The sequence below is a fragment of the Pseudomonas sp. P9_2 genome, assembly GCF_034008255.1.
Taxonomy (GTDB): domain Bacteria; phylum Pseudomonadota; class Gammaproteobacteria; order Pseudomonadales; family Pseudomonadaceae; genus Aquipseudomonas; species Aquipseudomonas synxantha_A.
The window spans coordinates 5,387,152-5,404,864 of the sequence record NZ_CP125376.1; the positions used below are offsets into that span (position 1 = coordinate 5,387,152).

General features: G+C 66.9%; 6 protein-coding genes. All 6 read left to right on the plus strand.

Translation table 11 applies throughout. The features are described 5' to 3' along the window. Positions 1-208: 208 nt before the first annotated feature. Genes QMK52_RS23700 through QMK52_RS23725 form a run of 6 tightly spaced genes read left to right on the plus strand, consistent with a single transcriptional unit; the run spans position 209 to position 17,711 of the window. Positions 209-6,619 (plus strand): non-ribosomal peptide synthetase, encoded by a 6,411-nt coding sequence (locus QMK52_RS23700; RefSeq protein ID WP_320403517.1) that lies wholly within the window; start codon positions 209-211, stop codon positions 6,617-6,619. 38 nt (positions 6,620-6,657) lie between these two features. Then, on the plus strand, positions 6,658-12,111 hold the full coding sequence (locus QMK52_RS23705; protein ID WP_320403518.1) for a non-ribosomal peptide synthetase: 5,454 nt from the start codon (positions 6,658-6,660) through the stop codon (positions 12,109-12,111). Beyond that, complete coding sequence (locus tag QMK52_RS23710) at positions 12,108-13,847, plus strand: ABC transporter ATP-binding protein (RefSeq protein WP_320403519.1); 1,740 nt, start codon at positions 12,108-12,110, stop codon at positions 13,845-13,847. The genes QMK52_RS23705 and QMK52_RS23710 overlap by 4 nt, the downstream gene beginning before the upstream one ends. Then, complete coding sequence (locus QMK52_RS23715; RefSeq protein ID WP_320403520.1) at positions 13,844-15,589, plus strand: ABC transporter ATP-binding protein; 1,746 nt, start codon at positions 13,844-13,846, stop codon at positions 15,587-15,589. Before QMK52_RS23710 ends, QMK52_RS23715 begins: the two co-directional genes overlap by 4 nt. Continuing rightward, positions 15,583-16,686 (plus strand): saccharopine dehydrogenase NADP-binding domain-containing protein, encoded by a 1,104-nt coding sequence (locus QMK52_RS23720; protein WP_320403521.1) that lies wholly within the window; start codon positions 15,583-15,585, stop codon positions 16,684-16,686. The genes QMK52_RS23715 and QMK52_RS23720 overlap by 7 nt, the downstream gene beginning before the upstream one ends. Next, positions 16,683-17,711, plus strand: a complete 1,029-nt coding sequence (locus QMK52_RS23725; RefSeq protein ID WP_320403522.1) for a class I SAM-dependent methyltransferase — start codon at positions 16,683-16,685, stop codon at positions 17,709-17,711. The genes QMK52_RS23720 and QMK52_RS23725 overlap by 4 nt, the downstream gene beginning before the upstream one ends. Positions 17,712-17,713: the final 2 nt, after the last annotated feature.

The following is a 17,713-nucleotide window of genomic DNA, read 5'->3' on the forward strand; positions in this document are numbered from 1 at the left end:
CCAACCGTATCCCGCACGCTGATCGGCGTTATGCCCCACCCCTCACACGCCCGAAACCGCGCGAGGGAAACGGATACGGGGCAAAAACGATTCGATCCGGGTAGTCGAGACAATGAGAATGACTAGCATCTCCTTCCACGCAATTACCTGCCCCTCAGCGCCTGGGCCAACGCCGGTCCGGGCCCTAGCGATGAGAAGACGTTGAGCCATGGCCACTCCCAGCACCTCAACCCTAACCCTGCTGCGCCGTTCCCTGTCCGAAGCCCTGGGACAGCCTGCCGAGCAGATCCCTCTGGAGGCCAACCTGATCGAATGGGGCCTGGATTCGGTCACCCTGATCCGCCTGGCCGGCCAATGGCGGCGCCAGGGTCTGGCCGCACGTTTCGCCGAGCTGGTGGCCGACCCGCGCCTGTGCGCCTGGCTGGCCCTGCTCGACACCGCGCCGGCTCCTGCCGCGCCCGTCAGTCACAGCGCCGACGATGGCCAGCCCTTCGAACTGGCCCCCATGCAACATGCTTACTGGATCGGCCGTGCCCCTGGCCAGGCACTGGGCGGTGTGGCTGCACACTTCTATAACGAATTCGACGGTCACGACGTTGACCCGGCCCGCCTGGAAGCCGCCGTGCACGCCTTGTTGGCCCGCCACCCCATGTTGCGGGCGCAATTCCTCGACGATGGCCGCCAGCAGATCCTGCCCCGCAGTCCATGGCCGGGGCTTAAAGTGCATGACCTGCGCCAGGCCGATGCCGAACAGCGGCAACACCATCTGCACGCCTTGCGCGCCGAACTTTCCCATCGCCAGTTGGCCGTGGAACACGGCCAGGTGCTGGACATCCAGTTATCACTGTTGCCCCAGGGCACGCGCCTGCACCTGAACCTCGACATGCTCGCCGCCGACGCCTTGAGCCTGCGTACCCTGCTCGGCGACCTGGTGCAGTTGTACCGCCTACAGCCGCTGCCCGCGCTGGATTACAGCTTCCCCCGTTACCTGGCCGACCTGCGCCTGGAGCACGCCAGCCCCGAGCACCGCGAGCGCCATCGACACGCCCGCGACTACTGGTTGCAGCGCCTGGACGCCTTGCCCGGCGCCCCACGCTTGCCCATCAAGAGCCAGGGCGATGAGCGCCAAGTGCGCCGCCGTCACCACTGGTTGTCGGCGTCCCAACGCCAGGCGTTCGAACGCCACGCCCGCGAGCACGCCCTGACCCCGGCCATGGCACTGGCCGCGGTGTTTTGCGAAGCCCTTGGCGCCTGGTGCGAGACGCCTGAGCTGCTGCTCAACCTGCCGCTGTTCAACCGTGTGCCTTTGCATACCGATGTCGAGCGCCTGGTCGGCGACTTCACTTCCTCGATCCTGCTGGCCTGGGACGGCCGCATGACCGGCACCTTCGCCGCCCGAGCCACAGCGCTGCAACGACGCTTTCATGGCGATGCCGCACACAGTGCGTTTTCCGGCCTGGAGGTGTTGCGTGAACTGTCCCGCCATCGCGGCGAGCAAGTGCTGGCGCCGGTGGTGTACACCAGCGCGCTGGGCCTGGGGGAACTGTTCGCCGAGGGCGTGCAGGAGAGTTTCGGCCAGCCGGCCTGGATCATTTCCCAGGGCCCTCAGGTGTGGCTGGACGCCCAGGTCACCGAGCTGGACGGCGGCATTCTGGTCAACCTCGACGCCCGCGAAGGGTTGTTCGCCGAGGGTGTGCTCGGTGGCCTGTTCGATGCCTATACCGGCCTGTTGCAGCGCCTGTGCCATGATGCTGCGGCCTGGGATCAGACGGTGCCGGCGCTGCTTCCCGCCAGCCAGCTTGACGTACGCTGCGCCACCCAAGGCCAGCGCACAGCATTACCGGTGACACGCCTGCACGAAGGTTTTTTCCCCCAGGCGCAGTTGACGCCCGCCCGGCCCGCACTGCTGCACGGCAACCACATCATCAGCTACGGCGAGCTGGCCGAGCGAGCCCTCGCCGTCGCCGCCTACCTCGAAGGCCAGGGCGTGCAGCGCGGTGACATCGTGGCGTTGCAACTGCCCAAAGGCCCCGAGCAGGTGATCGCCGTGCTGGGCATCCTGGCGTGCAGCGCCACCTACCTGCCCATCGGCGCCGACCAGCCCGAGGCGCGTTGCCGCAAGATCTGCCAGTCGTCCGGCGCACGCTTGCTGCTCACCCGCTTGCCGCACGCCGACACCGCGTTGCAGGCGCCGCGCCCCGGTGCGATCAGCGACCTGGCCTATGTTCTTTACACCTCCGGTTCCACCGGTGAGCCCAAGGGCGTGGAGGTCAGCCACCTGGCCGCAGCCAACACCCTGGAAGACCTGCAACGGCGTTTGCAGCTCAATGGCGAAGACCGAATCCTGGCGCTCTCCGCGCTGGAATTCGACCTGTCGGTGTTTGACCTGTTTGCCGCGCTGGCCAACGGCGCGGCGGTGATCCTGATCGAACCCCAAGCGCAACGCGACGCCCCACGCTGGCGTGAACTGGCCGTGCAGCACCGCGCCACTGTGCTCAATTGCGTGCCGGCGCTGCTCGACATGTTGCTGGGTTGCGCCGACGCCCCGCTGCCCCTGCGCGCTGTATTGCTCGGTGGTGACAAGGTCGCGCCGCAGTTGGCGCCACGTCTGTGGGCCCAGGCGCCCGGTTGCCGCTTCATGGCCCTGGGCGGCGCAACGGAAGCGGCGATTCACTCGACGCTGTTCGAAGCCGCCCCCGGCCAGGCACTGCACTGGCATTGCCTGCCCTACGGCAAGCCGCTGGATAACGTCAGCCTGCGCATCGTCGACCGGCATGGCCATGACTGCCCGGATTGGGTGGCCGGTGAACTGTGGATCGGTGGCGCCGGGGTGGCCGAGGGTTACCGTGGCGACCCGGTACGCAGCGCCGAACGATTTGTGCAGTACCAGGGCCTGCGTTGGTACCGCACCGGCGACAGTGCGCGCTACCACCCCGACGGCACGGTCGAGTTTCTGGGGCGCACTGACTTCCAACTCAAATTGCATGGCTACCGCATCGAAGCCGGTGAAGTAGAACAGGCGCTGCTGGCGTGCCCCGGCGTCGAACAGGCGGTGGCGCTGCTGGTCGGCCAGCACCTGGCAGCGGTGGTGCGCCTTGCAAATGGCCCGGTGCAGCCCACAGTGCTGGAGCTGCCGGACCTGGCCGAGCGCCTGCCGGCCTATATGATTCCCAGCCTGATCCTCGGCTGCGCGCAGTGGCCCCTGACAAGCAATGGCAAGGTGGATCGCAACGCACTCAACGGCTGGCTGGCCGACCACAGCAGCGCCGTCCCTGCCCAGCTGTCGCCACCCTGCGGAGCCATCGAACAACAGGTGGCCCGCGCCTGGCAGCAATTGCTCGGCTGTGGCGAGGTCTGCCGTGAGCACAACTTCTTTGCCCTCGGTGGCGACTCCCTGAGCGCCACGCGCCTGGTGCGCCTGCTGGCCGAACAAGGGCTGGGGGGCGCACGGATCGCCCAGGTGTTTGCCAAGCCGGTGCTGGCGCAGTTCTGCACAGGCCTGCATCAACAGGCCCTGGCCGAAACACAACGCACCGTGGTACCGGACCTCGACCAACGTCACGCGCCCTTCCCCATGACCGAGGTGCAGCAAGCCTACTGGCTGGGCCGCGACCCCAGCCTGGTATTGGGCGGCGTGAGCTGCCACTTCTACCGCGAATACGACGTCGAAGACCTCGACCTGCCACGCCTGCAACACGCATTGGCACGCCTGATCGAACGCCACGAAACGCTGCGCACGGTGTTCGACCACACAGGCCAGGCACGCATCCTCCCCCAGGTGCCCACCTTCGTGATCGGCCAGCGCTACGCCTGCCTTGAAGACCTGCGCGAACACTGTGCCCACCGCGTGTTCGATCCCGCCCAATGGCCGCTGTTCGATGTGCAGGCCGTGACCCAGGGCCGGCACACGCGGCTGGCGATCAGCCTGGACAACCTGATTCTTGATGCCCTGAGCATCCTGCGTTTCTATGCCGAACTCGACGCGCTGTACCGCGAGCCGACGCTGGCCCAGGCACCGCTGCAGCTTTCATTTCGCGACTATCAAGTGCAATCCCGTGTGGAACCTGACGAATTGCACGCCGCGCAACAGTTCTGGCAGGAACGCCTGCCCACGTTGCCGCCGCACCCGCAACTGCCCCTGGCAACCGACCCCGCCAACCTGGGCCAACCGCGCTTCGAGCGCCTGCAAGGGCAGGTCAAGGCCGATGCCTGGCAAGCGATCCTGGCCAAGGCCCAGCACCACGGCCTGACCGCTTCGGCGGTACTGCTCTGCGCGTTTGCCGAAACCCTCGGGCGCTGGAGTGCGCGCCCCGACCTGAGTCTCAACCTGACCCTGTTTGACCGCCGGCCGGTGCATCCGCAGATCGATCAGGTGATGGGCGATTTCACCTCCCTGACCCTGCTCGGCTATGCGCCCAAGGTCGGCGAACGCTGGATCGACCGCGCACGGCGCACCCAGCAGCAGCTCGGCGATGCGCTGGAACACCGCTGCATCGGTTCGGTGAGCTTGCTGCGTCAACTGGCGCGGCAACGCGGCGAACAGCAGGTCAACATGCCGGTGGTCTTCACCAGTGCCCTGGGGGTGCCGGATGGCACCGCCGCACCGGTAGACGGGCCGTTCGCCCGGCAGGTATTCGGCCTGACCCAAACCCCACAGGTATGGCTCGATCATCAGGTGGTGGAAGCCGACGGCGGCATCGCCCTGAACTGGGACCGCGTGGTCGGCCTGTTCCCCGAGGGGCTGGTCGAAGCCATGTTCGACGCCTACCTGCGAAGCCTCCACTGGCTGGCCGAACACGCCTGGGACGACGCGCCGCCAGACTTGCTGCCCCTGGCCCAGGCGCAACTGCGCGCCCGCCTGAATGCTCCCGGCCCCGGCGTGCCGGGTGATCCGACCTTGCACCAGGGATTTTTCCAACACGCCCACCAGGCCCCGCACCGCCCTGCGCTGTTGTGGGGTGAGCATGGCAGCCTGAGCTACGGCGAACTGGCCGAACGGGCGTTGCGCATCGCCCGTAGCCTGATGGACGCAGGGGTGGCAGCCGGTGACCTGGTGGCGGTCTCCCTGGCCAAGGGCCCGCAACAGATTGCGAGTGTATTGGGCGTGCTGGCCGCCGGCGCCGCCTACCTGCCAGTGGGTGTCGACCAACCGTTGCAGCGTTGCCAGCGCATCCTGCAACAGGCCGGCGTCAGCCTGATCCTCGCCGAGCACGACCCACAGCTGCCAGGCGTCAAGCATCTCAAGCCGTCCCAGGCACAAAGCGCCGAACCGCTATTGGCACCGCTGGCCGTGTGCACCAACCAACTGGCCTACGTGATTTACACCTCCGGCTCCACCGGCCAGCCCAAGGGCGTGGAAATCACCCACCGCGCCGCCATGAACACCGTGGCCGAGATCAACCGCTGCTACGGCATCGACGCGTCGGACCGGGGCCTGGCGCTGTCGGCGCTGGACTTCGACCTGTCGGTGTATGACGTGTTCGGCCTGCTCTCGGTGGGCGCCGCCCTGGTGTTGATCGACGAAGACCAGCGCCGCGATGCCCGCGCCTGGCTCAAGGCCCTGCGACACCACCGCGTGAGCCTGTGGAACAGCGTGCCGGCGCTGCTCGACATGCTGCTGGAGGCCAACGCCCTTGAGCGCCAACCCCTGGCGCTGAAGGTGGCCCTGCTATCAGGCGACTGGATCGGCCTCGACCTGCCACAACGCCTGCGCCAACAAGCCCCGGATTGCCGCTTTATCGCCCTGGGTGGCGCCACCGAAGCGGCGATCTGGTCCAACAATTACGAGGTACGGCAACTGTTGCCCGGCTGGCGCTCGATCCCCTACGGCGTGCCGCTGGCGAACCAGGCTTACCGCGTGGTCGACGCCCTTGGCCGCGACTGCCCGGACTGGGTCACGGGCGAGTTGTGGATTGGCGGCAGCGGCGTCGCACGCGGCTATCGCCATGCACCGCAATTGAATGCCGAGCGCTTTGTCGAGGGTTGGTACCGCACCGGCGACCTGGGCCGCTACCACCCGGGTGGGTTGCTGGAGTTTCTCGGGCGTGCCGACACCCAGGTGAAGATTCACGGCCATCGTATCGAGCTGGGGGAAATCGAAGCCGCGCTGGCCCGTCATCCCTGCGTGAACCGTGCCGTGGTGCTGGTCGAGGATCAGCGCCTGCTGGCTGCTGTCACCGCCAGCACCTGCGCCGAGGTGCTGGCCAAGCACCTGGTGCAATGCCTGCCCGCCTATATGCGCCCGGAACAGATCCTGGTGCTGGAACACTTGCCCCTGAGCAGCAATGGCAAGGTGGATCGCCGTGCCTTGCTTGCGCCATTGGCGGCAGCTGCCCGGTCCCACTGCGCCGTGGATGAAGCCCCGCTGAGCGCCGCAGAACAACTGGTCGCCGAGCTGTGGCAGCAGTTGCTCAACGTGCCCAGCGTGTCGCGCCATGACAACTTTTTTCGCCTGGGCGGCGACAGCCTGCTGGCCACGCGGTTTCTCGAAATGCTGCGCAGCCATGCTGGCCTGGAACTGCCCATGGGCCAGTTGTTCAGCGCCGCCAGCCTGATGGAAGTGGCCCACGCCGTCGAGCGCCAACCCACCCCGCACACCGTTGAAGAGGGCGTCATCTGATGCCCGCGCAACCTGCCCTTATCCCAGGAGCTGCCCCCATGCCCGCCGCCAAACTGTTAAGCGAACTCAAGTCCCTGGGCGTCGAACTCTGGCCCCAGGATGGCCAACTCAAATTCCGCGCGCCCCAGGGCCTGCTTGACGCCGAGCGCCTGGCGCAACTGCGCGAGCATAAGCAGCAGATCCTGCACCTGCTGCAAACCCAGGAGCGGCCCCAGGTGATGGCCGACCCGGCACAACGCCACGCGCCGTTCCCGCTCACCGATGTGCAGAACGCCTACCTGCTCGGCCGCCAGTCATCATTCGGCTACGGCAACGTGGCCTGCCACGGTTACCTCGAACTGAGCTGGCCGAGCCTCGACCCGCAGCAGGTCGAACACGCCTGGAACCGCCTGATTGCCCGGCACGACATGCTGCGCGCGGTGATCGCCAGCGAAGGCTCCCAGCGCGTGCTGGCCGAAGTCGCCCATTACCCGGTGGAAGTCGCCGACCTGCGCGGCGCCACTCGTGAACAGCACCAGCACGCCGTGCAGCAGATACGTGAGGCCATGGAACAGAAGCTCTACCCTACCGATATCTGGCCGCTGTTCGAATTGCGCCTGAGCCGCAGCGACAGCGGCGACACCCTGCACTTCTCCATGGACTCATTGATCGCCGACTGGGCCAGCGCGCAACTGCTGTTCAATGAGCTGGAACAGCTACTGCATGACCCCCAGGCCAGCTTGCCCAACCTGGACATCACCTTTCGCGACTACCTGCTGGCCGAACGGGGCCTGCTCGAAGGCAGCCGCCACCAACGCGACGGTGACTACTGGCTGGCGCGTATCGATGAACTGCCCCCCGCCCCGCAACTGCCGACGCCCCTGAGCGGCGAAGACACCAGCGTGCCACGCTTCCAGCGCCACTGGGCCCAACTCAACGCGCAGCCATGGGCAGCCTTGAAAAGAGCCGCCGGCGCCCTCGGCCTCACCCCGTCCATCGTGGTGCTCAGCGCCTACGTCGGCACCTTGCAACGCTGGAGCCAGCAACCCACCTTCAGCCTCAATCTGACACTGCTCAACCGCTTGCCGCTGCATCCGCAAGTGGGTCAACTGGTGGGGGATTTCACCTCGGTCAGCCTGCTGCAGGTCAAGGATCCCCAGGGCCAGGATTTCACCAGCCAGGCACGCCAACTGGGCAATCAACTGTTTGCCGACCTGGAGCACCGGCTGTTTTCCGGCATCCAGGTGATGCGCGAAATCGGTCGCCGGCGCGGGCGTGAAGCGGCGTCCATGCCGGTGGTGTTCACCAGTGCTATCGGCCTGGCGATCGAACCACCGCCCGCCAGCCAGCGACAGGTCGGCCACGGCATCACCCAAACTCCGCAGGTGACCCTCGACTGCCAGGTAATGGACGACGCGCAGGGTTTGCACATCCACTGGGATGTGCGCCAAGGCGTGTTCCCCGACGGCCTGATCGAAGACATGCAGCAGGCATTCGTCGCCGAGTTGCAGTTACTGGCCCTCGACCCGGCCGCCTGGTACCACCCCATGCAAGTGCCGTTGCCGGCCTGGCAACAACGTGAGCGCCTGGCCGCCAATGCCACCGCCGCGCCGCTGCCCACCGGCCGCCTGCATGACGGCCTGCTGAGCATGGCCTGGGAACAGCCGCAGGCCCTGGCAGTGATCGATGCCCACGGCAGCCTGACCTACGCCGCCCTGATGGAGCGTGCCTTGGCAGTCGCTGCTGCCCTCAGCGCCGCCGGTTGCCGCGCCCAGGAACCGGTGGCGATTCTGATGCCCAAGGGCCGTGACCAAGTGGTGGCGGCCTACGGCGTGCTCCTGGCCGGCGCCGCCTACCTGCCTCTGGACAGCCATGCCCCGGCCGCCCGCCGCGACCGCGTGCTGCACAGCGCCAAGGTGCGTCACGTGCTCGGCCATTCCCAGGCCCTGCCCCATACGCCATTGCCCGAGGGCTTGCACTGGCATGAAGTGGATCAACTGGCGCTGACCCCATCGGACTTCCCGGCACCGCACGGCAGCCCCGACGATCTCGCTTATGTGATCTACACCTCCGGCTCCACCGGTGAACCCAAGGGCGTGATGATCAGCCATCGCGCTGCGCTCAATACCGTGCAGGACATCAACCGGCGCTTTGCGGTCAACGCCGCCGACCGCGTGCTGGGCCTGGCGCAACTGAGCTTCGATTTGTCGGTGTATGACCTGTTCGGCCCCCTCGCGGTGGGCGGCACCGTGGTGCTGCCCGACCCGGCACGCGGCGCCGACCCGTCGCACTGGGCCGAGCTGGTGCAGCGCCATCAGGTGACGCTGTGGAACTCGGTACCGGCGCAATTGCAGATGCTGGCCCACTACCTGCAAGCCGAGCCGCGCCCTCTGGACAGCCTGCGCCTGGCGTTGTTGTCGGGTGACTGGATCGCGCTGAACCTGGCGCCGCAACTGCACGCGCTGTTGCCGGGCCTGGCCCTGGTGGCTCTGGGCGGCGCCACCGAGGCCTCGATCTGGTCCAACCTGCACCCCATCGGCGCAATTGACCCCGCGTGGCGCAGCATTCCCTACGGCTTGCCGCTGGCCAACCAGGGCTTTCGCGTGCTGGACAACCAATGGCGCGACGTGCCGACCTGGGTGCCGGGTGACCTGTACATCACCGGCGTCGGCCTGGCCCAGGGTTACCTGGGCGACCCGGCGTTGACTGAGGCACGCTTCTTTGCACACCCGCTCGACGGTCAGCGCCTGTACCGCACCGGTGACCGTGGCCGCTATCTGCCGGGGGGTGAACTGGAGTTCCTCGGCCGTAACGACGGCCAGGTCAAGATCCGTGGACATCGGGTGGAACTGGGCGAAATCGACGCCGCACTGCTCTCCACCCCGGGCGTGGACAGCGCGGTCAGCCTGTTCAGCGACGAACTGCTGGCCTTCGTCACGCCTGCGCGGGCCGAGCCCGAACCGCTACCCGGTGCGCCGTTGCTGACGGCGGTGCAGCGCTACGCCGACAGCCAGGTCGGCAGCTTTGACCCCCAACAGGTACGCGACTATCAGGCGGACCTCAGTGGCGCAGCGTTGAGTTCGATGCTGGACGTGATGCTCAAGGCCAATCTATTCAGCGGCGCGTGGGCCGAACCGGATGCACCCACCATCCTGCAGGCCCTGCAAGCGCAGCCCCGCCATCACTGGCTGGTGCGGCGCTGGCTCGCGGCCTTGTGTGACGCGGGCCTGTTGCACCGTGAACAGTCCCGCTATCGCCTGCTCGACAGCGCGCCAAACCCGGCGCTGGCCTGGGGCCGGGTGGAACAGGCGGTCGCATCCGGGCTGTGCAGCCAGACGCTGCTCGACTACCAGCTCAACCACGTCGGGCAACTGCAGAAACTGCTGCGCGGCGAGGTCAACCCGTTCGACCTGTTGTTCCCTCAGGGCGAGCAAGACCTGGCATTGCAGCTGTATGGCGGGGATGCCGTGTCGCGCTACAACAACCACAGCATCGCTGCGCTGATCAACCGCCTTGCTACCCACCACGAAGGCGACGGCCCGCTGCGCATCCTCGAAATCGGCGCGGGCACCGGCGCTACCAGTGCGCCGGTGATCAGCCTGCTCGATGGGCTCGAAGTGGATTACCTGTTCACCGACATGACCGCGTTTTTCCTGCCGGCGGCCAGGCAACGCTTTGCCGACCACGCCTGGGTGCGTTATGGCGTGCTGGACATCGATCAGCCCATCCGCCCCCAGGGCTTGGCCAGCAACAGCGTGGATATCGTGCTGTGCGCGGGCATGCTCAACAGCGTCAAGGACATCGACAACGCCCTCGGCCAGATCACCGAACTGCTCAGCCCGGGTGGCTGGCTGGTGTTCAGCGAGCCGACCGGCGAATGGCCGCCGATTCTGCTGACCCAGGGCTTCATGATGACGCCGTCAGGCAGCGATCACGACCAAGGCCGCAGCGGCTTGTGCAGCGCCGACACCTGGCGTGAGCGTATCCAGGCATTCGGCGGCGAAAGCCTGCCGGCCCTGCCCCACGCCGACCACCCGCTGGCGGCCCTGGGTATGCAAGTGTTCGCCGCACGCTTCAAGGCCGGGTTCCAGCGCCTGAGCGTCGACAGCCTGCGCCGCGCCCTCGCGCAACGCCTGCCGGACTACATGCTGCCGGCGCATGTGCAAGTACTCGACCGCCTGCCCTTGACCGCCAACGGCAAGGTCGACCGCAAGACTCTGGCCCGTTGGCGCCCCGCCGAGGATACCCAAGCCGCCAGCAGCGAGCAGGTACCCAGTGACCCACTCACCGCGCAGCTGTGCCAAGTGTGGGCCGAGGCCCTGGGCCTGGCGCAGATCGGCGCCGACGACAGCTTCTACGAAAAAGGCGCCGACTCGCTGATCCTCGCCCGGGTCGCCGGCCAGTTGCGCGAACAACTGCCCCAGGCGCAACGCCTGAGCTACGACACCCTGTTGCGGCAGATGCTCAACGAGCCGACTGTCAGCGCACTGGCGCGCCTGCTCAGCCATGGTGAAAGCGCACCGTCTGCGGTCAATCCCGGCCAATCCCAGCGTTCATCCAACAGCAATGCGTTGGTGGTGTCCTTTGGCGGCGGCGACGTCGGCCCGGTGCGGGTGATGTTCCACGCGGCCCTCGGCACCCTCGACTATTTCCAACACCTGGGCCGCTCACTCGCGGCTCAGCAGGCCGGCCCGGTGATCGGTTTTGCGGTGGCCGACACCGCGCAGTACCTGGCCCTGGAACCCAAGCGCCTGATCGAAAGCGTGGCCCAGGACTACACCGAACGCTTGATCGCCGACGGCCATCAGCGCTTCCAGTTGATCGGCTACTGCCTGGGCGGCCTGCTCGCCACCGAAGTCGCCCGGCGCCTGCTGGAACGTGGCATGGAGGTGGTGGACCTGAGCCTGATCGACAGCATCCCGATGTTTATCGACACCGACGAAGAGCTGGCCTATGAGGCGATCTTCGTGCCCAACCTCAACCTGGACCCGGTAAAGACCGTGTTCGGCGCGCATATCGAAGACTACGACGTGTACCGCGCCATCGACCTGCTGATGGCCCGCGACAACCGCCGCGTACCCGCCGGGGCCATGGCTGCCTTGGGCGGCGACCCGGGCCTGGAGGCGCTGGCATTGGCGGTGCAGCAACAGTCGGCGCGCAGCCAGGAAGAACGCCTGGCCGAGTATGCGCGCCTGGCGTCCGGCCAGGCCGGGGTGCCCATCGGCCCGGAGCTGGTGCCCACGCTGTTCCGCGTATGCCGCCACAGTATGCGGGCGGCACGGTTCGATCCGCCGCCGTTCCTCGGCAACATGACCTACCTGCGCTGCCTGGAGCAGCAATCGTTCGGGATCACCGGCGGCGTCGGCCATCTGGCGGCGCCGTTCTGGGAGGACGCGTGCCTGGGCCAATTCAACCTGATCGACGTGCCGGGCAACCACTTCAGCGTGATCGAGCCACCCCACGTGCATACCGTCACCGCGCACCTGCTTGAGGCCCTTCGGAAAAACTCATGAGCACCGCACTCGATACCCTCAAACGCCCGGTCAACCGCCTGATCCGCCTCGGTGTGGTATTCGCCGCCGTCGGCGCACTGGTTAACCTGGTGCCCTTTATCGGCCTGACCGAACTGGGCCGCTTGCTGCTGGCCGGCAATGCCCACAGCCACACGTTGTGGCTGTGGGCGGCGCTGGTAGTGGTCGCCCTGAGCCTTGGCTGGATGGCCAGCGGCGTCGCGCTGTGGCTGACCCACCTGGCCGACCACCGCCTGCAATCGAGCTTGCGCGAAGCCATGGTGCGCAAGCTGGGGCGCGTGCCGCTGGGCTGGTACACCGACACCACCTCCGGCGCGGTGCGCAAAGTGGTGCAGGACGACCTGGAAGACCTGCACCACCTGGTTGCCCATCACGCAGTGGAAGTGACGGCGGCGATAGTCACCCCGCTGGCAGGGCTGATCTGGTTGGCCACATTGAACTGGCGCCTGGCGCTGCTGGCGGTGCTGACCCTGCCGATCTACGCGGTGGCCTACAGCCTGATGATGCGCGGCTTCGGCGCCAAGATGCAGTTGCTCGACAAGAGCATGACCCGGGTCAGCGCGGCGATTGTCGAGTTTGTCCACGGCATTGCCGTGGTCAAGGCGTTCGGCCAGGTGGGCCAGGCCCATCGCAGCTATCAGCAGGCGGTCGACCAGTTCAGCACGCAATACGCTGGCTGGGTGCGGCCGCTGCTGCGCCTGGAAGCGTTTTCATCGATGGCCCTGAGCGTGCCGGTAATTCTGTTGGTGAGCCTGGGGGTGGGCAGCCTGTTGCTGGCCCAGGGTTGGATTACAGCGCTGGAGTTGTTCGCCGAAACCCTGGTAGCCGTGGTGATTCCGCAGTCGTTGCTGGTAATCAACCAGAGCCTCACCGCCCAGCGCACTGCACTCGCGGCCGCCGACCGCATCGAGGCGCTGCTTGAGGTTGAGGAACTGCCCACGCCCAAGGTGTGCAGGATGCCCCAGGGCAGTGATATTCGTTTTGAACAGGTACAGTTCGGCTATGACCCCGAGCACCTGATCCTCAATGGCATCGACCTGCACTGCCCGGCCGGCAGCGTCACTGCGCTGGTGGGTGCCTCCGGCGCGGGCAAATCGACCCTGGCCAAGTTGGTGCCGCGCTTTCACGACGTCAACGCCGGGCGGGTCTGCGTGGGTGGTGTGGATGTGCGCGAGATTGACCCGCGCCAGCTGTATCAACACGTGGGCTTTGTGTTGCAGGACGCGCAACTGGTGCACGGCACCGTCGCCGACAATCTGCGCCTGGGCCGCCCCGAGGCCAGCGATGCCGACGTCGAGGCCGCGGCACGCTCCGCGCAGATTCATCAACGCATCCGCGCGCTGCCCCGCGGCTATCAGTCGGTGATCGGCGAAGACGCGATTTTTTCCGGCGGTGAAGCCCAGCGCTTGTCCATCGCTCGCACGCTGCTGGCCGATACGCCGGTGCTGATCCTCGATGAAGCCACCTCCCACGCCGACCCCGAGTCCGAAGCGCTGATCCAGGATGCCCTCTCTGCCCTGGCCCGCGGCCGCACGGTACTGGTGATTGCCCACCGTCTGGCGAGTATCTGCGGCGTCGACCAGATCGTGGTGCTCGACCAGGGCCGCGTGCTGGAAAACGGTACTCACGAGCAATTGCTGGCGGCGAACGGCACCTATGCCCGCCTGTGGCGCGCCGGCACCGAAACCACCGCCCCCGACCTGGAGATGTCCTTGTGATCCGCAGCCTCGTGACTTTATTGGGCCCGGCCCACGCCGCACGCCTGTACCGCTACCTCGCCTGGCTGGTGACCAGTGCCGTGTTGCAAGGGATGGCCGTGGCGTTGCTGGTGCCGATCCTGCACGCGCTGTTTGCCGGTGACCTGCACCGCGCGTCCCTCTGGCTGGCTGGCCTGGCGGCGATGGTGGTGCTGACCTGCATCGCCCATTACCAGCAGGCCATGAAGGGCTTTGCCCTGGCGCTGCTGGTGTTGACCACCTTGCATGACCGCCTTGGCCAGCATCTGGTCAGCCTGCCGCTGGGCTGGTTCAACTCCGAGAAGGTCGGGCGTCTGTCGCGCAGTGCCACCAGCGGCACGCTGATGGTCACCGGCTTGTTTGCCCATTACCTTGGGCCGGTGGTGTCTGGCGTGGTAGTGCCGGCTACCGTGGCGCTGACCCTGTTCGTGTTCGACTGGCGCCTGGGCCTGACCGCCGCATTGTGCGCGCCGCTGATCTACTTCACCCATCACTGGTCGGCCGCCGCCATCGGCAGCAATGATGCGCGCGTGGAAGCCGCCGCGACTCTGGCCGGTAACCGCGTGGTCGAGTTCGCCCGCTACCAGCCAGTGCTGCGCGCCTTTGGTCGCACCCAGGACGGCTACGCGCCATTGCAGGCCGCCAACCTGGCGCAGAAACACGCGGGCGGCTCGATGCTGTCGCAGACCTTTCCCAAGTTGCTGGCCGGTGGCCTGACCGTGCAACTGGCGTTTGCGTTGCTGGTGGGCGTAGGCATCGCCCTGGCCGCCCATGGCGAAATCGACGCCATCCAGTTGGTCGCCTTGCTCGCGCTGGCGGCACGTTTTGTCGGGCCGCTGGCCGAAGCGGCGGCGCGCAGTGGTCTGTTACGCATGGCCGCGAACGACCTGGAGCAACTGGTGGGTATCCTGCGCGAGCCGCCGCTGCCGGAGCCCGCGGTGAGCCAACCGCTGACGGCACCCGGCACCCTGGCCTTCGACAAGGTCAGCTTCGGCTACCCCAGCGGGCCAAAGGTGCTGCATAACCTGACCTTCAGCGCACCGGCGCATTCGATGACCGCGATTGTCGGCGCCTCGGGCTCGGGCAAAACCACTGTCACCCGCTTGTTGATGCGCTTTTTCGATGCCAGCGAGGGCAGCGTCAGGGTTGGCGGTGTAGACGTACGCGAACTGTCCAACGCAGCGCTGATGGCGCAGTTGTCCCTGGTGATGCAGGACGTCTACCTGTTCGACGACAGCCTGGAGGCCAACATCCGCGTCGGCAACCCGGACGCCAGCGCCGAGCAAGTGGCCGAAGCGGCGCGATTGGCCGGTGTGGATGAAATCGTCGCGCGCCTGCCCCAGGGCTGGAACACCCCGGTAGGCGAAGGCGGCGCAGCGCTGTCCGGCGGCGAACGCCAACGGGTATCCCTGGCCCGGGCCCTGCTCAAACGTGCGCCCATCGTACTGCTGGATGAAGCCACGGCTGCCCTGGACCCGCACAACGAAGCCTTCGTGCAGACGGCGATTCACGCCCTGATGAAAAACGCCACAGTGCTGGTGATCGCCCACCGCCTGCCCACCATCATGGCCGCCGACCAGATACTGGTGCTGGATGAAGGCCGATTGGTGGAATCGGGGACGCACGCACAATTACTTGCCCAAAACGGTCGCTACGCCGGGTTCTGGCATGACCGCCAGCGCGCCGGCGGCTGGCGCTTGAAAGCCGAGGCGCAGCCATGCTGATCGGGGTGTTGGGCGCCAGTGGCGACGTGGGGCTGGCCAGCGCCAAGGCGTTGTTGACGCTGGGAGTGAACGATCTGCGCCTGGGCGGGCGCGATGCCGCCAAGGGCGCGCACTGCGTGCAGGTTCTCCAGCAGCAGTGGCCCCAAGCCCGTTTGCAATGGGCCGCAGTGGACTTCAACGATGCCCAGGCTTTGGCCACCTTCGCCCGTGGTTGCGATGTGCTGCTCAACTGCGCGGGCCCCTCGTGGCGCGTGCAGGACCGGGCCGCGCAGGCAGCATTGCAGGCCGACGCCCATTACGTCGACGCCGCCGGTCATATGCACCTCGACCCCGCCCAATGGCGTGGCCGCTGCGCAGTATTAGGCGCAGGCCTGCAACCGGGCCTCACCGGCCTGCTGCCGCGCTGGCTGGCCGAGCAGGCGTTCACCCAGGTGCGCAGCCTGACCAGCTATTTCGGCTTGCGCGATCACTTCACCGCCGTGGCTGCCGACGACTTTTTGCACGGTGCGGTGGACGGCAGCAGCGAACCGCTGGCGGCCTGGCAACACGGGCGTCGCAGCCGCGCACTGCGACGCCGGCGCGAGGTGTCGGTGCCGTGTTTTCCCGGCCCGGTCCACCTGCTGCCCTACCTGAACCTTGAGGGTGAACGCCTGGCCATGGCCCTGAACCTGGACGTCGGCCAGTGGTTCAACGTGATCACCGACGGCTACGTGCTCAAGGCGTTTGACCGGGCTCACGGCATGCCAAGGGCAGAAGCGGTGCAGCGCTTGTGCGAAGCCAGCCGCCTGGATCTCAGCGGCCAGGCGCCCTTCGTCACCCTGCTGCTGCAACTGGAGGGCCTGCACGATAGCGAGGTCCGGACCCGCAGCCTGGTGCTCAGTGGCGCAGGCAATGCGGCGCTCACCGCAGCCATGGCCGCGATCACGGTGATCAGCGTGGTGGAGGGAGAGATCAGCGCCGGCTGCCATGAAGCGGCCCAGGCCCTGCCGCCCGCCGCCAGCCTGGAGCGCCTGCTGTGCACCTCGGCGATTCGTAGCCTGAACCTGTTGCACGGCCCGCTCGATCAACTGCATGTCGCCCAAGAAGGTTGCCTATGAACACCGCCCTGAACGAGCTGGAAGACTTGAGCCTGGGCGTGATGGCCCAGGTGTTACTGCACAGCCAGGCGTTGCCGTTGCAGGCGTGGCGCACTGCCGAGCACATCAACCAGGCCCTGGGCACGGCGGCCCGCCATGCCTGGGTGGTACGCCGCTGGCTGGCCGCGTTGACCCGTGCAGGCCTGCTGCACGAGGAAGGTAAACGCCTGGGTTGGCCAGTGCCCCCTGATGACCCGCAAGTGGGTGAACTGCCGCGCCTGTATGCCGCATTGGGCTTTCCAGACAGCATGGCGCGCCTGCATACCCAAGTGATCGAATGCCTGCCCGACCTGCTGCGCGATCAATTCACCCTCACCCATTTGCTGATGCTTGGCGGGGACCCGGTGAAGGTGATGGGCGCCTACCAGCACAACCACTTCACTGCGGCGGTCAATCACGCTTTGGGCACCCGGGCGCGGCAAGTCAGCGCCGCTGCCGGGCCGCTGCAGGTGCTGGAACTGGGTGGCGGCGCCGGTTGCACCACCACTACGGTGCTGACGGCGCTGCAAGAACGCGAGAAGGATTATCGCTTTACCGACATCAGCTCGCTGTTCACCAGTGCGGCCCAGCGTCAGTTTCGTCTTGAGCCGGGGATGCAGTTCGGCCTGCTCGATCTCAATCGCCGCTTCAGCGACCAGGGCATAGCGCCCCGCAGCCAAGACCTGGTGATTGCCGGCAACGCGCTGCACAACGCCCGCGACCTGCCCGACTGCCTCGGCCAGATCCGCACCAGCCTGCGCGATGGGGGCGCCTTGCTGTTCAGTGAATCCATCGCCGACAACCCGGCGATGCTGACCTTCATGCACCTGTTGCTGTCGCCGCCGGCCGATGCGCCGCTGCGTGCTGGCGATGAAGCTTTCATGGCCGTCGACGCGTGGCGCCAGGCCTTGCAGGTCGCAGGTTTTGAGTTGCTGGAGGTATGGCCTGACGCGGGCGAACCGCTCGCTGCTGCGGGGCAGCGCTTGTTCCAGGCCAGAGGAGTTTGAGC

Excerpts from the sequence above, each read along its gene's own strand:
- QMK52_RS23700 (WP_320403517.1), top strand. The coding sequence starts at position 209 with ATGGCCACTCCCAGCACCTCAACCCTAACCCTGCTGCGCCGTTCCCTG.
- QMK52_RS23705 (WP_320403518.1), top strand. The coding sequence starts at position 6,658 with ATGCCCGCCGCCAAACTGTTAAGCGAACTCAAGTCCCTGGGCGTCGAA.
- QMK52_RS23710 (WP_320403519.1), top strand. The coding sequence starts at position 12,108 with ATGAGCACCGCACTCGATACCCTCAAACGCCCGGTCAACCGCCTGATC.
- QMK52_RS23720 (WP_320403521.1), top strand. The coding sequence starts at position 15,583 with ATGCTGATCGGGGTGTTGGGCGCCAGTGGCGACGTGGGGCTGGCCAGC.
- QMK52_RS23725 (WP_320403522.1), top strand. The coding sequence starts at position 16,683 with ATGAACACCGCCCTGAACGAGCTGGAAGACTTGAGCCTGGGCGTGATG.